The organism is Gluconobacter cerevisiae (assembly GCF_015244675.1).
GTDB lineage: Bacteria > Pseudomonadota > Alphaproteobacteria > Acetobacterales > Acetobacteraceae > Gluconobacter > Gluconobacter cerevisiae.
In genome coordinates, this window is sequence record NZ_JABCQO010000001.1 from 454,309 (window position 1) to 474,058 (window position 19,750).

General features: G+C 62.5%; 21 protein-coding genes. 7 read left to right on the forward strand and 14 right to left on the reverse strand.

What is annotated here, in order from left to right:
• Positions 1-46 precede the first annotated feature (46 nt).
• Positions 47-2,767 (forward strand): DNA translocase FtsK, encoded by a 2,721-nt coding sequence (locus HKD21_RS02055; protein WP_194253922.1) that lies wholly within the window; start codon positions 47-49, stop codon positions 2,765-2,767.
• Positions 2,757-3,542 carry an RluA family pseudouridine synthase gene (locus HKD21_RS02060; protein WP_194253923.1) on the forward strand — a complete coding sequence of 262 codons (786 nt, stop codon included), beginning with the start codon at positions 2,757-2,759 and terminating at the stop codon, positions 3,540-3,542. Before HKD21_RS02055 ends, HKD21_RS02060 begins: the two co-directional genes overlap by 11 nt.
• On the opposite strand, the gene HKD21_RS02065 is transcribed toward HKD21_RS02060, so the two are convergent.
• The 12 genes from HKD21_RS02065 to HKD21_RS02120 form a co-directional block, all read right to left on the reverse strand.
• The gene (locus HKD21_RS02065) at positions 3,539-4,276 is read right to left on the reverse strand and encodes a DUF4097 family beta strand repeat-containing protein (protein WP_194253924.1); all 738 of its coding nucleotides are present in this window, start codon (positions 4,274-4,276) and stop codon (positions 3,539-3,541) included. The two genes, HKD21_RS02060 and HKD21_RS02065, sit on opposite strands and share 4 nt — an antisense overlap.
• Before the next feature lie 19 nt (positions 4,277-4,295).
• Positions 4,296-4,715, reverse strand: a complete 420-nt coding sequence (locus HKD21_RS02070) for a hypothetical protein (protein ID WP_228120723.1) — start codon at positions 4,713-4,715, stop codon at positions 4,296-4,298.
• Positions 4,716-4,855: 140 nt separating this feature from the next.
• The gene (locus tag HKD21_RS02075; RefSeq protein ID WP_194253925.1) at positions 4,856-5,278 is read right to left on the reverse strand and encodes a hypothetical protein; all 423 of its coding nucleotides are present in this window, start codon (positions 5,276-5,278) and stop codon (positions 4,856-4,858) included.
• A gap of 88 nt (positions 5,279-5,366) precedes the next feature.
• Positions 5,367-6,794 carry a sugar porter family MFS transporter gene (locus HKD21_RS02080; RefSeq protein WP_228120725.1) on the reverse strand — a complete coding sequence of 476 codons (1,428 nt, stop codon included), beginning with the start codon at positions 6,792-6,794 and terminating at the stop codon, positions 5,367-5,369.
• An 87-nt stretch (positions 6,795-6,881) separates the two neighbouring features.
• A complete protein-coding gene (locus tag HKD21_RS02085) occupies positions 6,882-7,901 on the reverse strand; it encodes an asparaginase (protein ID WP_194253926.1) in 1,020 nt (339 codons plus the stop codon).
• Between the two features lie 19 nt (positions 7,902-7,920).
• Entirely contained in the window at positions 7,921-8,376 is a 456-nt protein-coding gene (locus HKD21_RS02090; protein ID WP_194253927.1) for a hypothetical protein, read from the reverse strand.
• 5 nt (positions 8,377-8,381) lie between these two features.
• Positions 8,382-8,936 (reverse strand): Fur family transcriptional regulator, encoded by a 555-nt coding sequence (locus HKD21_RS02095; RefSeq protein ID WP_194253928.1) that lies wholly within the window; start codon positions 8,934-8,936, stop codon positions 8,382-8,384.
• A 57-nt stretch (positions 8,937-8,993) separates the two neighbouring features.
• On the reverse strand, positions 8,994-10,856 hold the full coding sequence (gene ptsP / locus HKD21_RS02100) for a phosphoenolpyruvate--protein phosphotransferase (protein ID WP_194253929.1): 1,863 nt from the start codon (positions 10,854-10,856) through the stop codon (positions 8,994-8,996).
• Positions 10,849-11,139, reverse strand: a complete 291-nt coding sequence (locus HKD21_RS02105) for an HPr family phosphocarrier protein (protein ID WP_194253930.1) — start codon at positions 11,137-11,139, stop codon at positions 10,849-10,851. Before HKD21_RS02105 ends, ptsP begins: the two co-directional genes overlap by 8 nt.
• Before the next feature lie 14 nt (positions 11,140-11,153).
• A complete protein-coding gene (locus HKD21_RS02110; protein WP_099285746.1) occupies positions 11,154-11,594 on the reverse strand; it encodes a PTS sugar transporter subunit IIA in 441 nt (146 codons plus the stop codon).
• Positions 11,591-12,559, reverse strand: a complete 969-nt coding sequence (gene rapZ / locus HKD21_RS02115; protein WP_194253931.1) for an RNase adapter RapZ — start codon at positions 12,557-12,559, stop codon at positions 11,591-11,593. The genes HKD21_RS02110 and rapZ overlap by 4 nt, the downstream gene beginning before the upstream one ends.
• Before the next feature lie 34 nt (positions 12,560-12,593).
• On the reverse strand, positions 12,594-13,067 hold the full coding sequence (locus tag HKD21_RS02120) for an HPr kinase/phosphorylase (protein WP_194253932.1): 474 nt from the start codon (positions 13,065-13,067) through the stop codon (positions 12,594-12,596).
• Between the two features lie 92 nt (positions 13,068-13,159).
• Here HKD21_RS02120 and HKD21_RS02125 point away from each other — a divergent pair, with 92 nt between their 5' ends.
• Together HKD21_RS02125 and HKD21_RS02130 are read left to right on the forward strand one after the other, a co-directional pair.
• On the forward strand, positions 13,160-13,510 hold the full coding sequence (locus HKD21_RS02125; RefSeq protein ID WP_194253933.1) for an endoribonuclease L-PSP: 351 nt from the start codon (positions 13,160-13,162) through the stop codon (positions 13,508-13,510).
• A 169-nt stretch (positions 13,511-13,679) separates the two neighbouring features.
• A complete protein-coding gene (locus HKD21_RS02130) occupies positions 13,680-14,039 on the forward strand; it encodes a UrcA family protein (protein ID WP_194253934.1) in 360 nt (119 codons plus the stop codon).
• Positions 14,040-14,173: 134 nt separating this feature from the next.
• Here the strand turns inward: HKD21_RS02130 and HKD21_RS02135 are convergent, their stop codons facing one another.
• The gene (locus HKD21_RS02135; RefSeq protein ID WP_407646515.1) at positions 14,174-15,889 is read right to left on the reverse strand and encodes a stimulus-sensing domain-containing protein; all 1,716 of its coding nucleotides are present in this window, start codon (positions 15,887-15,889) and stop codon (positions 14,174-14,176) included.
• Between the two features lie 141 nt (positions 15,890-16,030).
• On the reverse strand, positions 16,031-16,801 hold the full coding sequence (locus HKD21_RS02140) for a response regulator transcription factor (protein WP_062031216.1): 771 nt from the start codon (positions 16,799-16,801) through the stop codon (positions 16,031-16,033).
• Between the two features lie 162 nt (positions 16,802-16,963).
• Between HKD21_RS02140 and HKD21_RS02145 the strand changes: the two genes are divergently transcribed.
• From HKD21_RS02145 to HKD21_RS02155, 3 genes are all read left to right on the forward strand, one after another.
• Complete coding sequence (locus tag HKD21_RS02145) at positions 16,964-17,629, forward strand: nucleotide exchange factor GrpE (protein ID WP_194253936.1); 666 nt, start codon at positions 16,964-16,966, stop codon at positions 17,627-17,629.
• 80 nt (positions 17,630-17,709) lie between these two features.
• Positions 17,710-18,630: a glycosyltransferase family 9 protein gene (locus HKD21_RS02150; RefSeq protein ID WP_194253937.1), complete on the forward strand. Its 921-nt coding sequence runs from the start codon at positions 17,710-17,712 to the stop codon at positions 18,628-18,630.
• The gene (locus HKD21_RS02155) at positions 18,627-19,682 is read left to right on the forward strand and encodes a glycosyltransferase family 2 protein (protein ID WP_194253938.1); all 1,056 of its coding nucleotides are present in this window, start codon (positions 18,627-18,629) and stop codon (positions 19,680-19,682) included. The genes HKD21_RS02150 and HKD21_RS02155 overlap by 4 nt, the downstream gene beginning before the upstream one ends.
• The last annotated feature ends 68 nt before the right edge of the window (positions 19,683-19,750 follow it).

A 19,750-nucleotide genomic window follows, 5' to 3' on the forward strand; every position in this document is an offset into this window, starting at 1 on the left:
GACGGGGTGACGAGACTTGGCCGCGTTCAGCCGATCGACCAGTACAGTGCGCAACATCGTCCGCGATGCCCATGACCGGCACATGACACCAAAATTGCGCAGTGCCCTGCGCGCCCGCTGCATGGAGCTTCTCGGGCTGGTCCTGCTGATCTTCGCCGTGGCGGTCGGGATCGCACTGTGGAGCTTCAATCCGCACGATCCGTCCTTCAATACCTCGACGGGAACGCAGCCGACGAACCTTCTGGGCCGTACGGGCGCGACCATTTCGGATGGGCTGATCCAGTGGCTCGGCCTCGGCAGCGGTATGCCGATCGTCATTCTGCTGGCCTGGGCGTGGCGCATGGTCCGCCATCACGGCATGAGCCTGCCGATCCTGCGGATCGTGGCCGCCCTTGCCCTGCTGCCCGCCGCCGCCACCTTCATCGGCACGCTCCAGCTTCTCATCCCCGGCCTTCAAGTCGACTGGCCGACCGCCAGCGGTCTTGGTGGCGAAATGGGCGTCTCCTGTGCCCATCGCCTGCTGGACGCCGCCCATGCCGAAGCTGGTGCCGCCGGAAACGCGATTGCCGTTCTTCTCGTCCTGCTGCTGATGGGTCTACTTCTGCCATTGGCGATGGGTCTTGAAGCTCGCGAATGGCGCGCTTTGGGCAAGACGGCCGTGGTGCTGGGTCGCCAGCCCTTCTCGCTCGCCAAGCGCATGAACGGCCCGCAGACATCCGACCATCGGCCCGCGCCCGATCCGCGTCTGTATGAATTCCAGCCCAGCCCGGCCGGTGGCGCGCCGGCGGCGGATGCAGCCCCTCTGTCCTTCCTGCGTCGCAGTTTTGGCAAAAGCGATCCGCGTTCCCGGCCTGAGCCGTTCGTGCCGCAGAATACCGGCTGGATGCAGCCGCCCATGGACACGCAGGACGATCCCTACAGCCAGCCAGCCGCCGAAACACGCCCGGTCAGCCGGACGGAAGCCGCAGCCGCCCGCGCCCGCCAGACCACCGTCCCGGAAGAGGAAGAGGCACCGTCCAACCCCTATGCCGAGCGTCTGGCCCAGATCGCCCGCCAGCGTGACACGCCGCTGCCCCCTGTGCGCCGTCAGATCGACGACGAAATGGACGAAGAGCTGCCCCAGAGCAGCATCGACACGCCGCCCGAGCCCGAACCGCAGAAGCGCGGCCTGTTTGGAATGCGCCGTCCGGAACGCCCTTCCGAAGCTGTTGCGCCCCGTCCTGCCGCCCCGCGCAATGCCGTAACGACCGGCTGGGAACTGCCTCCGCTGGGCCTGCTGAACCCGCCGCCCCCGCATGCCGTAACGGGGCCTTCGCAGGAGACGTTGCAGTCCAATGCCCGCCTGCTGGAGAGCGTTCTGGCTGATTACGGCGTGCAGGGCACGATCGGCGATATCCATGCCGGTCCGGTCGTCACGCTGTACGAACTCGAACCCGCACCGGGCATCCGTTCATCGCGCGTAATCGGGCTCGCCGATGACGTAGCGCGCTCGCTGTCTGTTCTGAGCGTGCGTATCGCAACCGTGCCGGGACGCAACGTGATCGGCATCGAGGTGCCCAACGCCAAGCGCGAGACGGTCTATTTCTCCGAACTGCTCCGCACGCCGGAATGGCTGAACGGAAACGGGCGCCTTCAGATCGCGCTCGGCAAGGATATCGCAGGCGTTCCGGTCTATACCGACCTTGCGAAAATGCCGCATCTGCTCGTCGCGGGTACGACGGGTTCGGGTAAGTCGGTCGGCGTGAATGCCATGATCCTGTCGCTGCTCTACCGGCTCAGCCCGGAAGAATGCCGCCTGATCATGATCGACCCCAAGATCCTCGAACTGTCGATTTATGACGGGATTCCGCATCTCCTGACGCCGGTTGTGACGGAGCCTGCAAAGGCCGTCAGCGCCCTCAAATGGACCGTGCAGGAAATGGACCGCCGCTATCGTCTGATGGCGCAGCTTCAGGTCCGCAACATCAACGGCTACAACGAACGCGTAAACCAGCTCCGCTCTTCGGGCGAAATGGTGACCAAGCGCGTCCAGACCGGCTTCGATCCTGAAACGGGCCGCCCGGTGTTCGATGAGCAGCAGGTCGCAACAGAAAACCTGCCTTATATCGTCGTCGTCATTGACGAGATGGCCGACCTGATGATGGTCGCGGGCAAGGAAATCGAGACAGCCGTTCAACGTCTGGCCCAGAAGGCCCGTGCGGCCGGCATCCACGTCATCATGGCGACGCAGCGGCCCTCCGTGGACGTCATTACGGGCACCATCAAAGCCAACTTCCCGACCCGAATTTCCTTTCAGGTCATCAGCAAGTTCGACAGCCGCACGATCCTTCAGGAACAGGGCGCCGAACAGCTTCTGGGTCAGGGCGACATGCTGTTCATGCAGGGTGGTGGCCGCATCACGCGTGTCCACGGCCCATTCGTGGCGGATGAGGAAGTCGAGGCCGTGGTGGCAGATCTGCGCTCCAAGGGCGATCCGATCTACAATGACGACGTGGTCTCCGGTCAGGACGACGACAGCGCGGGCGGCCTGACAGCAGGAACGGGCTCGGGCGGTGACGGAGAAGGCACCCTGTTCGATCAGGCCGTGGATATCGTAATGCGTGAAGGCCGGGCCTCCACGAGCTTCATCCAGCGCCATCTCTCCATTGGATATAACCGCGCGGCCAAGCTGATCGACCAGATGGAAAAGGAAGGCATTATCGGTGCCGCCAACCATGTGGGCAAACGCGAGATCCTTGTCCGCCGCAAGGAAGAACATGAAGACTGACCGGAAAGACCGGATCCGACGCGCAAAAGCCTCGCGCAACGCCCACAAGCCGCGCCGCCTGCCAGAACAGACGGACCTCCCCGCGGCTGAAGGCCCGCGCACACCGTTTTATCCGGGAATGGACATTCCCATCCTGCTGGAAACACCGCGCTTCCTGATTCTGGACAAACCAGCAGGACTGGCGGTGCATCCCGGCCCTTCCACGCAGGATTCCGTCGAAACCCGCCTGCTTCCGCATCCGCGCGGAGGGCCGTGGCTGGCGCATCGGCTGGATACGGATACGTCCGGCTGCCTGCTGGTTGCGCGGCGCAAGACGGCGCTATTAGAGGCGCAGGCAGCGTTTCAGGAACGGCAGGTCCGCAAGCTCTACTGGGCGGTTGTGGTGGGGGATCTGCCGCAGGATAGCGGCGAGATTAACGCGCCGCTTCTGCGGAAATCTGGCCCCTCCGGCTGGCGCATGGTTGTGGATGCGAAAGGCGATGAGGCCCGGACGCGCTGGCGTGTGCTGGGACGCGGGAGGGGTCTGTGCTGGGTAGAGCTGGAACTGCTCACAGGACGGACCCATCAGGCCCGCATCCATTGCGCGGAACTGGGAACGCCGATCCTTGGCGATAGGGTTTACGGGGCTGCGGGAGGATCGTCTTTGCCGGGGCTGCATCTGCTCGCCCGCAGTCTGGAACTGAACCTGCCATCCGATATGCTCGCCGCGGAAGCGCCCCCGCCAGATTTTATGGCGGGAACGCTGCGGCGGATGGGCTGTAAGAGTGTGGGTTAGTCCTGAACGAGTTTCAGGGTTCCCGTCACGCTATGGATGACGACATGATCGCGGCCATCGCCGACCTTGCCGGTGGCCGTGATTGTCCGGGCCTCTTCTGACCCGCCGGATTCTTTTTCCCAGTTCCCTGTCTGCACAGTCAAACCGAGCGACTGCTCAAGCGGCAGTGTCTTGTCCGAGCGGCGCTGCTTCAGGTGAATGTCGAAGGTTCCGCCAAAGCCGTGCGGCAGATGGATCATCATGTCACCGCTGACCGTGCCGATATCAATCGTGCGCATCTGCGGCGCGGCATCGAGAGTAAGGTTTATATCTCCGTTAACACTGCGGATCATGACATCCCGGGCCGCATGGTTGATCGTGTCGTCACCACTCACGCTACGGATCGAAGCCGCGCCGTCGGAATGATCGAGCGTGACATCGCCGCTGGCGCTGCGGATTTCGACGGCGGCTATCGCATGATCCACATCCAGCGTACCGTTGACCGTATGAACGTCGAGCGGCCCTCTGGACTGCTTGATATGAATATCGCCGCTGACGGTCCGGACGGACAAGGGGCCGTCTGACGTCCCGATGCTGACATCGCCGTTAATGCTGGAAATTTTTCCGCCCTCGGGCAGGGCAGGCAGAGAGATATCGTCCGAAGTCGAGGACTGGATCAGCGGTGCCGCGCAGACCGGAAAGGCCAGTGCGGTACCGAAGACAAGGACAGGAAGGGAAAGCGCGAAACGGTTCATGGTATGGGTCTTTCGGGCTTTAGCGGCTTGCGACAGGACGGTTGAGCAGGGCGGCATGGACGCCACGGGCAATGGCCCAGGCCGTGAGAATACCCCAGGCCAAAGTCAGCCCCCACGGCACCACCATGAACACCAGTCCAAGCCCGCCCGTGATGGCGCCCAGACCCGCCACCATGACATGGATCGTCCCGATCACGGTCAGGGCGAGCGCGCCGTACCAGAACATCCGCACCTGCCAATCGAGCTGCGTGCGCGTCAGCCCCGTAGCGGAGCGTCGGCTTTTATGCGCAATCATCACGCCGATCAGGGCTGTCACGCCCGTGAAAAATCCGGCGACATACAGAGCATAGATCAGCAGGACCAGATCGCGGCCGCTCCGGGCATCATCTCCGCGACCATAACGGCCTGCGGGTTCGTAAGGGACGTAGGATGCGTACATGAGGGAGACATTCCTCTGAGAAAAACTCGACAGCAGCCTTGATGCATGAACCGTGCCAGATCTGGATTTCCTAAGACTCCAGCGAATGAAATCCGTCTGGAACTTCAGGAAATGGCGTATTGCACCAGTTCGTAACGAGCTTATTCCGCCAATGCCCGGAAACGTCCGGGAAGCGGGCCTTCTCCTGCCAGAATTCCACGCACGCCCACGACCAGCGATACAAGCAGGACGATGTTCCAGATCGCAAAAATGCCGATCGGCAGCAGGAAGATAAGCTGGCCGGGACCAGAACTTCCGGGCGGTTCTGTCAGGAAGCATGCCAGAAACAGAGCAGCGCAACCGATGATGAAGGCAACATCATACCAGAACAGGCGCACCAGCCAGTTCAGATGCATCCGCTCCACCCCAACGCTCGATCTGCGCAGGAGATAGGCGACGATGACACCCGCCAGAAGGCTGATTCCCGTGAAGAAACGGGCGATATACAGCGCGTAAACGAGCAGGACGCCGCTTCTGCCGATGACAGGGGTGGATTCTTGGGAGGATCGGGAAAATTCGCTCAAGCGCGTCTCCTAATGGAAGGTTTAAATAAAAACGCCCGACCAAAGGGGCCGGGCGCAAAATCACGCGATGGTGATGTCCCGGAGGATGTCAGCGGCCCAGTTTGCGGAGCTTCACACCCGCCATGAGCCGTTTTTCGATGACGGCAAGAGACATTCCCCGCGTCTCAGGCACGAACAGGAACGTGAGCAGCAGGAACAGTGCGTTCAGACCGGCGAAGAGCCAGAACGTGCCTGCTGTGCCGAGGGTCTGCATAAGGGTCAGGAAGCTTACACCAACCAGAAGATTGGTCATCCAGTTGGTGAAAGTTGAAATGGCGATTCCGAAATCACGACCGCCCAGCGGCTGGATTTCGGAACATAGCACCCACATGAGCGGCCCAGCCGACATGGCGAACCCGGCACAGAAAATCATCAGCAGAAAGACGGCCGCGATCTGGGAGGACTGCGTGGTCATGCCGGTCTGGAGCAGCATGGCCAGAACGCCCATACCGAGCGCCATGACCGTAAAGCCCGCATACAGGATTGGCTTGCGACCCCAGCGATCAACCAGCCCCACGGCCACGAAGGTCGCCAGCATGTTCACCAGACCGATAATGGCCGTGCACCACATCTGCGACTGTGCGTCGAAATGCGCTGCCGCGAGAATGTTGGGCGCATAATACATGACGATGTTGATGCCCGCGAGCTGCTGCATCATCTGGAGCATCACGCCCAGCGCCACGGAGCGGCGGAAGTTGGGATTCGTGCGAAAGAGCTTGAAACCTTCCTGTTTCGTCTCAAGCTGCTCCCGGATGGCGCGGATTTCCTTGGCGGCCGTCAGAGGGTCATCCCGCAGGTCCAGCAGGATCTGCCGCGCTTCCTTATGACGCCCCTGCGCCATCAGCCAGCGCGGGCTGTAGGGCAAGAACAGCACGCCGATCAGGAATAGAATGGCCGGAATACCCGCTACGCCGAACATCCAGCGCCAGTTGCCGCTATAGGAAAAATACGTGTCGGACAGGAACGCAATGAAAATGCCGACCGTCACCATGAGCTGATAGGTCGAGACCATCGCCCCACGGGACTCTTCGCTGGCGATTTCTGACAGGTAGAGTGGGGCGGTGAAGGCGGAAATCCCCACCGCAACGCCCATGACGACCCGAAAGGAAATCATGGACGCGACCGACCAGCTCATGGCGCAGCCAATCGTACCGACCACGAAGATCGCCCCCCCTACGATCAGGGAATGTTTGCGGCCAAGAGTTTTGGACATCCAGCCCGCACTCAAGGCACCCGCCGCCGCACCCGCCATCATGGAGCTGACGACCCATTCCAGCGCGATGGTAGAAGCGTGATATTCCTTGCCGAACAGGTCCAGCGCCCCTGCCACCACACCGATATCAAGCCCGGACATGAGACCCGCCAGCGCCGCGATCACGCCAATGGCGATGATCTTGAAGCGCGTTGCGTCGAAAATGGATGTGCTGCTGTCATCCTGCGGCGAAATGGTCCCTGTTGTTCCAGGCTGATCGTTCATAGGCCAGTGCGTTCCTTTTGTTCTGTCATAGAATGACATCAATCTTTCATGCGGATGTCATATCCGTAACCTATAACACAAAACCGTTTACAGCGTGAGCGCGCTGCGGATCTCACCGACTGTGAGCCCGTTCCAGTTCCGCATGGTCTGCGTGGCGGTTGCGTCCAGAATGTCGCGGTCTGCGGCGTCCCGGCACAGTGTTTCGCCACCGAAGCGACGCAGCAGGGCGGACATCGCGACTTCCGCAGCGCGGTTGGCGCCGTCATCGGTCTTGATGGCCAGACCGAGGCCCAGTTCCGGCAAAGACGCGATCATCACGCCTTCCGCACCCATCTTCACAAAGGCCCGCGCGCCGAACTGATCCATGATTTTCGTGTCATAGCGGCCTGTCCCGGCGACCATGAACGGATTTGCCGCCACGGCCTCACGAAGGCGTGTGGCCGCACGGGAACGCCCTTCGGACAGCCCGGTTCCCGCACCAAATCTTGCAAAACCTTTCGCAAGCGCCTTCAGAGGGACGGCATAGGTCGGCATGGAACAGCCATCCATGCCGCGGTTAGCATCGTCATGTGGCGCGTCCATCATGACGGCCAGCACATCCGTCACGCGGCGCTGGATTTCGTGGGACGGGTCGATATAGCCGGTCGGATCGATTCCCTGATCGCAGGACAGGCACACCATGCCCGCGTGTTTGCCCGAACAGTTGTTGTGCAGCGGGCAGGCGTCCTGATGTGCGGCCGCCAGCGCGCGGCCAGCCGGTTCGTAGGTCGGCCAGTGCGTTCCGCATTCCAGAGACCCGACATCCCGGCCGACCGACGCCAGCATCGTGGCCGCCATTTCGGCATGGGCTTTCTCGCCACCATGCGAGGCACAGGCAAGCGCCAACGCATCGCTGCTCAGACCGAGACGGTCCGCAGCGCCACTTTCCACCAGTTCGATCGCGAGCAGGGACTTGACGGTCGAACGCGGAAATACCGCTGCCTCTACATCCCCACACGACCAGACCACGCTGCCATCGGCATCCACGACAACCGCGCGGCCCAGATGATGGGATTCGACACGTCCGCCGCGCGTGACCTCGGCCAGAAGGCCCGACTGTGCTGCCATATGATACTCTCCCTGCCTCTCATGATTTTTCTGGACCGAGCACATAGCACGGACGGCCGTCCTGACGATCTGCCGTCAGCCAAGGCTGGATCAGACGCCGCCGGACACGCACGATCCCCAGATCTTCCGTCACCGGAGCATCCGCGAGATCCTGCGCCAGATGCGCGGCCGTGCGGAATATGAGGCTGTCCGTCAGAGAGAGGCCATTTTCCGCAATCATCCGGGCGCTGACGAAATCCGTCAGATGATACACAAACGCTTCCCCAGACGGAGGGCGGAACCTGACAGGATTCAGGAGGCAGGCTTCGACCTCCTCCGCATCCAGATGCGTCCGCGGTGGCGTCCAGCCCAGAAGATCCGGCTGATCAGCCGGAGCCACAGAGGCGCGGGGCAGCGGAGTTTCCGGGCGCGGACGACGGGACTGGGGTAGCGTTTCAAACAGCGGCGCCGACGACGGGGAACGACGGCGGCCCATGCGTTTCAGCCTGCCGTGGTTTTCGGACGGCGTACCGGCAGAACACCGGCTTTCTGACAGGCCACGCACAGGCCTTCAATTTCGACGGTCGCGGACTCGGCTTTAAAGCCCATGCTCTGTGCCGCACGGGTCAGGACCGGCGCAATGGCTTCCTGCTCCAATTCCCATGCCCGGTCACAGCCCCGGCAGATCAGGAACTGCGCCCGGTGCATTCCGCCTTCGTCATGATGGCTGCAGCCATGCGGACATTCCACGGCATGCGAACAGCCCACGAAGGCGCTCAACCGCTCCAGACGGTGGATCAGGCTGTTTTCCAGCAGAAAATCCAACGCCCGGTACACGGTGGGCGGGGCGGCTTTCGGATGGGCAGGGCGCAGTCTGGCCAGAAGATCGTAAGCCCCGGACGGCTTCTCGCTGGACAGGATCAACCCCAGCACTTGCCGACGTGTTTCAGTCAAACGCTGCCCGTTGCGCTGGCACCACTCGGCCGTGAGGTCGAGGCGCTGTGTGACCTCAGGCGAAAAAGCGAGCGTATCAGCAGTGGCAGAAGAATCCGGCATGGGCGTTAATATGGCATCCCCGCCCCGCTTTGCCGAGAGACCCACGTGCAAACAGTATCAGGTTGCGAACTGCCGCACCAGATCCTGGATCAGGTCCGGATCGCTTTCCAGCATAACCTGTCGGCGGAGTTGGTCGCAGTCTTCGAGCGTCAGGGTCCGGATCAGGCGCTTCACACGCGGTAGGGAAGCGGAATTCATGGAAAAGGACCGCAGACCCAGACCGATCAGCAACGCCACCACGCGCGGATCAGACGCCATTTCTCCACAGACCGAAATCGGACGGCGCGCCTTCAGGGCCGAATCCGCCGCCGCCTCGATCAGCCGCAGCACACCCGGATGAAGCGGGCTGTAGCGGTCCGCCACCATGGAATCCGAACGGTCCACGGCAAGCGTGTACATCGTCAGGTCATTGGTGCCGAGCGCCATGAAATCAGCGTGCCGGGCCAGCGTATCCACCGTCAGAGCGGCGGCAGGGGTTTCGATCATGATCCCCAGCGGCGGCAGCGGATCGGGCAACGTATGGCCCTTGCGCTTGAGGCGTCGGGCCACCCGGTCATAAATCTCCCGCGCTGCCACGATTTCGTCTGCGGACGTCACCATCGGCAGCAAAATCCGCACCGGTCCGATGACTGCGCCCTCTTCAGGCTCGGCGGCCCGCAGAATCGCGGCGAACTGCGTCTCCAGCACGTCCGGCACCCGCAGGAGCAAACGCACGCCTCTCAGGCCCAGCGCGGGGTTGCCACCATCCGCCACCTGCTCCGCCAGACCCAGCCGACGCATACAGGCCCGACCTTTTTCGCCACCCCAGTCCAACACGCGGATCGTGACCGGGCGGCCATCCATAGCCTGTACGATGGCGCGATAGGCATCTGTCTGGCCGTCTTCGTCCGGCAGGTCCTCACGTTCGCCAAACAGAAATTCGCTACGCAAAAGGCCAATGCCCTTGGCGCCATTGCGCAGCAGCATCGGCATTTCCGCCGGCAGTTCCAGATTGGCCGAAAGCTCGATGTCCTCGCCGCTCTGCAACTGAGCTGGCAGGCGTTTGAGCCGCCCGAACGCCCGCTTTTCCCTAACCTCACGCTGCGCGAATTCCCCCGCCAGACGCAGTTCGGTTTCGTTGGGTGACAGCGTGACGGTCCCGAGATGCCCGTCCACGACCAGCATCTCGCCTTCCTGAACCTGCGCCATGAGGTTCGGAACGGCGAGGATGGCGGGAATATCGAGCGCGCGCAGCAGGATCGCCGTGTGGTCCGCGCCACCCCCGCCCTGCGTGACGACCGCCGCGATGCGCGCAGGATCGATCATGGCGACATCGGCCGGACGAAGCTGCTCCGCCACCAGAACGGAGCCGGGAGGCAGGCTGGAAAACGCGCGATAAGAAATGCCGGTCAGGTTCCGCATCAGGCGACGCCCGACTTCTTCGAACTCACCCGCGAGACGCAGATTCGCGTCGGCGTCCTGCGCACTGTTCTCCCGCGCCACAGCTTCCGCCATGCGCGAGACCTGCGCCGCCAGTTCCTGCGTGACGTCCGAAACGGCTGCCTCCGCACAGAGCCCCTCGCCCGCGATCCGCTCCCGAACCTGACGCACCAGCCGCGACGGGCCGAGCATGCGTTCATAGACCGTCAGGAGGGAGGCGATCTCCGCCCGGCCCTCTTCCGGCAGACCGACCAGACGGTCGCGCATTTTCTCGATCTGGTGGAACGCCCGGGCGATGGCTTCGTCCAGACGGACGTTCTCTGCCTCAGGCCCGATGGCGCTGTAGCGTTCGGTGATGTCGGGCAGCGGGAGAGCTTCAACCCTTCCAGCAGGCCCCAGCGCCATGCCCGGCGTGATGGCCTTACCGTGAAGGAGCGAACAGGACGGTGCGCTGCGGCGGGGCTGTCGGGACGAGCGGCGACGGGGCGGCGTTTCAGTCACGCTCGCCAAATCCGTCCGCGATCAGGGCTTCCAGAGCATCAAGCGCTTCGGCTGCCTGAGGCCCGTGGGCACGGAGCGTCACGTCTTGCCCCTCCCCGGCCCCCAGCATCATCAGCCCCATGATCGACAAGGCGGAGACGACATTGGAGCCATGGGCAATCGTGGCTTCGGCGTCAAAACGCTCGGCAGTGGTCACGATCTTGGCGGCGGGGCGGGCATGAAGCCCCAAATGGTTGACGATGCTGACAGTGCGCGGCGGAACGGACAGGGTCGTATCACTCATTCAGCGAACTCGATTCAATGAACCGGCAGCGTACAGGCACGCGGCCCGCCATGGAGACAGGGGGCGGGAAGCTGTGACGCCACGGCGATATACTTCCGCCCCGCCATTGTGGCCTTTTCCACGCAGCCTGCAAGATCCAGATCGCGACGTGTTTTCGCCAGCTTGACCAGCATCGGCACGTTCACGCCTGACACGACCTCGACATGCCCCGGCTCTCGCAATGACAGGGCCAGATTGGAGGGCGAACTTCCGAAAATATCCGTCAGCACCAAAACGCCATCGCCGGTATCGAGGCGCTGGAGCAGGCGTTCGGCCGCAGGACGCAGGACGGCAGGATCGTCGTCATCCGCAACGCCGACAACCCCAACCTGAGTCTGCGGACCCACGACATGAACCAGCGTTTCCAGCAGGACATCGCCAAGACGTCCGTGCGTAATCAGCATGAGTCCGATCATACCGTTCTGTCCTGTAAAGAAATGTCCTGCGGGGGCACGGCCCAGCGTCGTGGCGCCACACCCTTGCGGGCGAGTTCGCGATGCAGAACCATCATCGGCCCAACCGGCATGGCTGTGGGGAGAATGCGGGCCAGTTCCTCCACGATCGTCACTGAACGATGGCGTCCGCCGCTGCATCCGATGGCAATGGTGGCGTATTTCTTGCCTTCCGCAACAAAGCGCGGAAGCACCAGTTCCAGAAGGCTCTGGATATGGCCGAAAAAGGCGGGATAAGCCGGGTCCGACTTCACGTACTGCACAACTGCCTCATCCAGCCCGGTCATGGGCTGGAGCAGCGGATCATAATGCGGATTACGCAGGAAACGTGCATCGAAAACCATGTCGGCTTCGCGCGGCAGACCTGACGGATAGGCAAAGGACATCAGCGCAACCGTCAGCCCGTCTTCGCTCGCGCTGCCAAAGCGCGTCTCGATCAGCTGGCGCAGCTCCGGCGAGGGCAGGTCGGACGTGTCGATGACCAGATCCGCATTGGTACGCAGCGGGGCCAGAAGGGCGGTTTCCTGCTCGATTCCGGGGAGGATGGTGCCGCTTGTCACCAGCGGATGGCGGCGGCGCGTGGCGGTAAAGCGACGCAGAAGGATTTCAGGCTCGGCCGTGGCGTAAAGGAGTTGCACCACGCAGTCCGGCAGGAGGCGAAGGCGCTCCAGTTCTTCAAGAACGCGGGAGGCTTCGAACCCGCGACTGCGGACGTCGATCCCGATGGCCAGATTCTGTCCGGCTCGTGAGGCGAGCGCCTGGATCAGGTTCAGAGGTGGATTGTCCACAACCTCATGACCCAGATCTTCCAGAACCCGCAATATGGATGATTTTCCCGCCCCGGACAGACCCGTTACGATCAGGATCCGACGGGACCCGTGACCATAGCCGGATAAGGAGCCAGACTCGGGATGGTTCGCCGATGCCATGCCACACTCTAGCCTTTTTTCTTTTGGTACGGAACTATTTCACATCTTCACGTTTTTTTAGCGTCTCCCCGGCTCCTGCGACCCATTCATAAGGACCGCAACAGGCCTTGAGAGCCGCCCTGATCCGGGCCACCGTTCCCGGAAAACCGGGCTCCAGACACAACATTACCGCACCCGTCCAGGGGTCCCGGCGCGATTCGGGCAGGCGTGGCTGTCCCAGCCCCAGACAGACCCGCAGGCGGACCGTCGCTTTCACAACAAAAGGTGTCCGCAGAATTCCCACACCCCGGACTTCGATCAATCCTGCCAGCCGCGCGGGGGCCGAAGCGACCGCCCCCTCCAGCAGCACACGGTCATCCGCCACGAGATCAAAACCCGCATCCATCAGCCGCAGAGCCAGTTCCGATTTCCCCGCGCCCGGGGGGCCGGAAATCAGGACAGCTTCCCCGTTCCACGCCACGCAGCTTGCATGGACCGAATCTTCAGAGGGGCATGGCGAGACAGACATGACGGATTGCGACCTCTTCAGGAGCGGACTAAGACCTTGGACCGGACAGGGGCATGACGGCCCCCTGACATGGATCAGGACTTCGAACCACCATGGGCGTATCCTTCCCTTCATCGACCGTCACCGTACATGGAGACGAGGTCACCTGCACGGATTTCAGTGGTTTCAGCCCGGAAGGGGATCGCCCCGGACGGCTGTCGGATGAGTGTCAGGCAGCACTTTTAGCCATTTCTCTGGCACTGGCCGATCATGGCCTCACGCTGGACCACACCCGGCATGTCGCGGCCATGATCCGCGAGGGCCAGACCTTCAGCCAGTGTCAGGCAGCCCTGAACGAGGCTTTGGGGGCTGCAAAACCCGCACTGACCCTGCGGATCGTGCAGCGTTTTCCTTTCCCCGAACAGCGCATCGCCCTCAGCCTAACGGCTACACCTCACGGATAATAGAAAAATACGCCACTTTATGGCGGATTTTATGATTTTACCGAGATGATTTATCTTCAACCTGCTGAAGATCGAATTTTTCTGACTGGAAATAAAAACTGGCACGCTTCCTGCATTGAAGATTTTCAGACGCAATCAGCGTCGGATCTGACTTCAGGAACGTCGTGCCATGACCCGTTTTTCCTCCTTGCTGCTCTGCGCCCTCTCCATCACCAGCCTTGCCCTGCCGCTTCAGGCCACACACGCCGCTCCCAGCGGGATCGGGACGACCAGCACGGAAATTGACCTCTCGTCGCTGGATCTCAGGGCCACGCGGGACTGGACCATCGCCAACCAGAAAATTGCCCAAGCGTCTCACGTCGTCTGCCAGAAGCTCATTCAGGACAACTGGCTGGTGGACAGCGATGGCGCCGATTGCGAGCAGGACGCCTTTTCCCGCGCCCATGATGACCTTTACGTCCTGCGGGATCAGCAGCGCGCGCGGCATCAGGCTGGTCATGTGATCCTTGCCCTCTCCGCCAGGAAGTGACCGCCATGTCCCGGCCCGCTTTTGCGGCCCTGATGCTGGCGCTGCCAGTGGCCGCGGCCCTTGTTCCGGGCGCGATTGCGGGCCTGTACCCGGAACCAGCCATCACCGTGCAGGGCACGGGCCGGATGGTAGCATCAGGACGCGCGAGGGAGCCGCACCACGAAACACGCCCCCCGGATCGCCCCGGACGCATCCATCCGGTTCTCGGCGAACAGGTTGCCGCGCAGGGCGTGAATGATCTGCCGACTGATCGCGAGCCCGAGCCCGGAATGCTGGCCGAAGTTCTCGGTCTGGGGCCGCTCTGAATAGAAACGGTCGAAAATGCTGTCGAGCTTTCCGGGCGGAATGCCAGGACCCTGATCGGTAATGGTGATTTCCACCACGCTCCCCGTCCCGGGCCCGCTCCCGGCAATATCGCGCGCACTGGCATGCAAGGCGATGATGCCCTTCGGCGGTGAGAACGAGACCGCATTGCCAATCAGGTTGCGCAACACCTGAACCAGACGGTCCTCCACGGCCAGCGCCTTGAGCGGCGGGTCCTGATCGCGGACGTCCAGCCGAAGCACGGGGTCGTTTTCCCGGCGGGTGGTCTGGTGCATTTCCGCGAGGATGGACAGGAGCGCCACGACCGAAACGGGCTCGGGGCGCACGCGGGACAGCTCTGCATCAATCCGACTGGCGTCGGAAATGTCGGTAATCAGACGGTCCAGCCGTTTGACGTCACTGTTGATGATCCCCATCAGCCGTTCGCGACGCTCGGCGATCTGGATACGCGGCAACGTCTCGATAGCGGAGCGGATAGAGGACAGCGGGTTCTTGATTTCGTGACTCACATCAGCGGCGAAGCGTTCGATGTCGTCCATCCGCGCCCAGAGCGCCAGTGCACTACCCCGAAGCGAGCGGGCCAGAACGCCGATCTCGTCCCTACGGACCAGAAGCCGTTCGGGCACCAGATCCTTTCGGCCATCCGCCTCGCGCATGTCGTTGGACGCACGCGCCAGCGTCAGGAGCGGGCGGGCAATCGTGAGCGACAGATACCAGGACAGCAGCACCGTCACGACAAGCGCCGCCAGAACCAGCGACAGGATTGAGGAGCGAACGGCGAACAGCGTGCGATCCACTTCCGGCGCGTGACGCGTCAGCTGGATTTCGCCAACCGTCACACCATCGCGCACGACCGGCTCCACCACCGTCACGACAAGCTGATGGTCCTTGGTGCGCCGGATGAAGGGCGGCAGTTCGGCCTGCGACTGGAGCGGCCGGGCATCATGCGGGCCGTCCATGGCGGTGTCATTGGTGTCGAGCGTGACTTCCTCGCTGGAGGTCAGCGGCAGGAGCGACAGCAGCCAGTCGTAGAAACTTTCAAGGATATTGTTCCGCGGCGGCTGCCACGGCGTGCCATCGACGGGGTCGGGGAGCGCATGGTCCTGCTTGCGGCGCGAGGCCGTGCGGCTGTCCACGACCAGCTTGCCATCCGGATCGAACAGCAAAGCGTGAGCATTCGGACTCGGCTCGGTCAGGCTGGCCAGAAGCGGACGGGCCTGCGCGACGTCCAGTTCCAGATTGCCACCGGGCGCGGGATGGCCCGGCCCATGCGCGCTCACCCGGACAGCAGACTGCCCGAGCGCGCCTGCATAAATATGCGCCTGTTCGCGCAGGGCGTTGACGTCGGTTTCCAGCAGGCCGTTCTGGAACTGGTCCAGAAACAGCAGCGTGACGGCCAAGAGAGCGAGCGGCAGAGCATTCAGCAGCAAAATCCGCACCAGAAGCGGAGATGCCAGACGCCGTCGCGTCAGGGAAATCTCCGAAGCCCGGCGCGGGCGCAGGCGCTTCAGGATCTTTGCGCCGATCCTCCGCAAAGACTCGCCCAGCCCTGCCCGCAGACCAGCCCGGGCCGATTCGGCACGCCGCCGGTCCCGGCCCTGTTCCAGCCGTTCAGCATCAAGAATATGGCCTGTCGGAAAAGCCTCCGAATCATCATCCACGCGCGCTTACTCGTCCCGGTAGCGGTAGCCGATGCCATACAGCGTCTCGATCTGGTTGAACTCGTCGTCCACCTGACGAAACTTCTTGCGCACGCGTTTGATATGGCTGTCGATCGTGCGGTCATCGACATAGATGTTGTCGCCATAGGCGGCATCAATGAGCTGGTCGCGCGATTTCACCATCCCCGGACGCAGGGCCAGAGCCTTGACCAGCAGGAACTCCGTGACCGTGAGCGCAATGTCCTGCCCGTCCCACAGGCACTGATGGCGCGTCTCGTCCAGCGAGAGCTTGCCGCGAACGATGGCGGAGCCGACGGCTGCCACACCCGTGGCCTCGGCCCGGCTGGCATCCTGACGGCGCAGCAAAGCGCGGATGCGCTCGATCAGCAGGCGCTGGGAGAACGGTTTGGTAATGTAGTCGTCAGCCCCCAGACGCAGGCCCATGAGCTGGTCCAGCTCCTCGTCCTTGGACGTCAGGAAAATGACCGGCAGGTTCGAGCGTGAGCGCAGGCGCTGGAGCAGTTCCATGCCATCCATGCGCGGCATCTTCACGTCCAGCACCGCGAGGCTGACAGGACGCGATGTGATGCCCTGCAACGCGCTTTCGCCGTCGGTATAGGTGTGGACGGTAAATCCTTCGGCTTCGAGCGTCATCTGGACGGACGCGAGAATGTTCCGGTCATCGTCCACCAGCGCAATAATCGGCGCGGCGGAAGCTCCGGGCGGCGTCTGCGAGGCAGGCGCGGGCGGCGCGTAGGGGGTTCGGGGCGTCTCCATAAGGGGTCCGTCTGCTGAGAACTGTTGCGGCTTTTTACCTATAACCCATGATCCATGATGGCGGAAAATAGGCTTTTCAATGACATGATGCGTCGTTATGCGACGGCGCAACCCTTGTCTTTAGGACAATCAGCGTTATCTCCTGAAGAAGAACGGGGCCGCATGATGGCCCGTCCCACCAAAGAAGGTCGTAACATGACAGACCACAACGCCTCGCCGGAAACGGCCCATGACGTGCCTGAACAGGGCGTCGAGACCTCCGGCCACGAGACACCGGGCATGAACGAAACCGGCGGTGAAACGCTGGAAGAGACGACTCCCGAAGCCCGGATCGAGGCTCTTGAAGCCGAGGTTGCAGAACTCAAGGACCGCTGGGTCCGCTCCGAAGCCGAAAGCCAGAACATCCGCGCCCGCGCCAAGCGCGACATTGAGGATGCGCGCCAGTACGCCATCCAGAAATTCGCCCGCGATGTGGTGGAAGCCGCTGACAATCTTGAGCGCGGCCTGGCCTCCCTGCCCGCCAAGACGGAAGGCGAAGACGTCCTCATCACGAAACTGCGTGAGGGAATCGAAGGGACGCAGCGTTCGTTCCTCGGCATTCTCGAACGCAACGGCATCACCTGCGAAGACCCGACCGGCAAGCCGTTCGATGCCAACCTGCATCAGGCGATGGCGGAACAGCCTTCCGACCAGCATCCGTCGGGCCATGTCATGCAGGCCTGGACACCGGCATGGCTGCTCAAGGGCCGTCTGCTGAAGCCCGCCATGGTCGTGGTCGCCAAGGGCGAGCCGGCTACGGCACCGCAGGGCGTCGACACTACGGCCTAATTGGCCACAGGGGCGATTTTCTTTGCGGAACGGCAGCCGGGAACGGTTGGCGTTCCGCAACACCCTGCTAAAGTCGGCTCATGAGTCGCATACTTGTCATAAAGCTCGGCGCGCTGGGCGATTTCGTTCAGGCTTTCAGCGCTTTCGCGTCCATTCGGGCCGCCTTCCCCCACGCCACGCTGACCCTTCTGACGACCGCGCCTTTCGTGGATCTGGCCCGCGCCGCGCCGTGGTTTGACGACATCCTGACGGACGAACGCCCGTCGATGCGGAACCTACCGGGGCTGTGGCGCCTGTCGCGAAAACTGCGCGGTTATGACCGGGTGTTCGATCTTCAGACCTCAGGTCGCTCCAAAACCTATTTCCGCCTCGCCGGACAGCCTGCAAACTGGTCGGGCATTTCCGATGGCTGCTGCCATCCGCACGGCAATCCATCGCGCAACGCCATGCATACGCTGGCCCGCCTCGACGATCAGCTCCATGACGCCGGGGTCACGCCCCTGCCGCGCAGTGTTCCACGCTGGCTTCAGGGCCATGGGCCGGACATTGCAGCCCCCTATGCCGTTCTGGTGCCGGGTGCAGCACCTCACCGCCCCCAGAAACGTTGGCCCAGCGCCCGCTTTGCCGAAATTGCAAAATCCCTCGCCGCGAAGGGCATCCGTCCGGTCCTCGTGGGAACCCGGACCGAAGCGCCTCTGGCTCAGGACATCCTGCGCGTCTGCCCAACGGCTCTCGACCTGACGGGCCAGACCACAATGGTTGAACTCGCAGGCGTGCTCGACCGCGCCTCCCTCGTGATAGGCAACGACACCGGGCCGATGCATCTGGCCGCCGCAATGGACACACCCTGCCTCACGCTGTTCGGCCCGGACAGCGACCCGCGCCTGACGGCCCCCCTCACCCCGACGGCAGGCCGGACAGAGCTGATCGTGGTGCCCGATCTGGCGATGCTACCCGTGGAGCGGGTCGAGACCTGCATGAACGCCCTGCTGTCCCGATGACCCGAATCCGCTGCGTCATGATGCAGAAGAACGAGGCGACCCTGCTGGAGCCCTGGATTCTGTGGCACGCAGCGATTTTCGGTTTCGCCAGCCTGACCGTGATCGACAACGGCTCGACTGATCCCGCCGTTCTGGAGATTCAGACCCGATATGAGGAAAAGGGCGTGCGGATTGTCCGGGATCATGCGTCGCCCAGTGATTTCCTGCATAAGGGCGAGGTCATCGCGAACATTATCCGACAATGGGACGCTGAAGAATCCTACGATTTTGCTGTCCCATTGGACTGTGATGAGTTTCTGACAGTCTTTCTGGACCAGCTTTCGCTCGACCCTGACGTTATCCGGCGGCAGTTCGACTGTCTGAAGCAGGAAAACGCGACCTTCATTACCGAACGCCTGCTGCTGAACGTCCCAGAAGCACCGGATTACTACCTGCCCCAGATCGTCCGACGCAGTCTGTTCAAAGCACGAACGATCGTCAGTTTGGACCGTGGCTTCCACAATCCCCAAAGCCTTTATCCCGAGCGCTATGTCCGCACACCTTTCGTGCATCTCCATCTGCACAACCGCCCCGATTATGAAGATATCCGCCGTTTTGCGCGCCAGAAACTGGCTGCCGCGGACACCGGCGAGACACTGGAGCACCCCGCGGACGGCACACATCTTCACTTCTATTTCCGCACGGACGCCGAGGCTTTTTCTGCCGGTTACCGGCCCGTTCCAAACATTTATGCGCCCATAATCGCGCAGCGCTTCCGCGATCTTGGCGTCGATCCGGACATCCTGTTGGGCACGGGAGAGAGCGTTCCACACCCTCCACTCAGCATCCCGTCCGGCTTTGTGGCCCATCGGGCGCGGAACGACGGGCAGCAGCACGAATATCGGGTGTTCGATCCGCTGTATTATGCCCAGAGCAATCCGGACGTGACGCAGGACCCCTATTACGGGATCTGGCCCCTCATCCATTATGTCACGCTCGGATGGGACGAAGGACGGCAGTCCGATCCCCATGATGGGCCTGCGCTCGTGATCCAGACGGACAAAGCGACCTGAAAACGGTTCGACTGTTCGTCTGGGGGTTGCGGCGGGACGGGGATTGAGGCCATTTACCCGTTCATTTT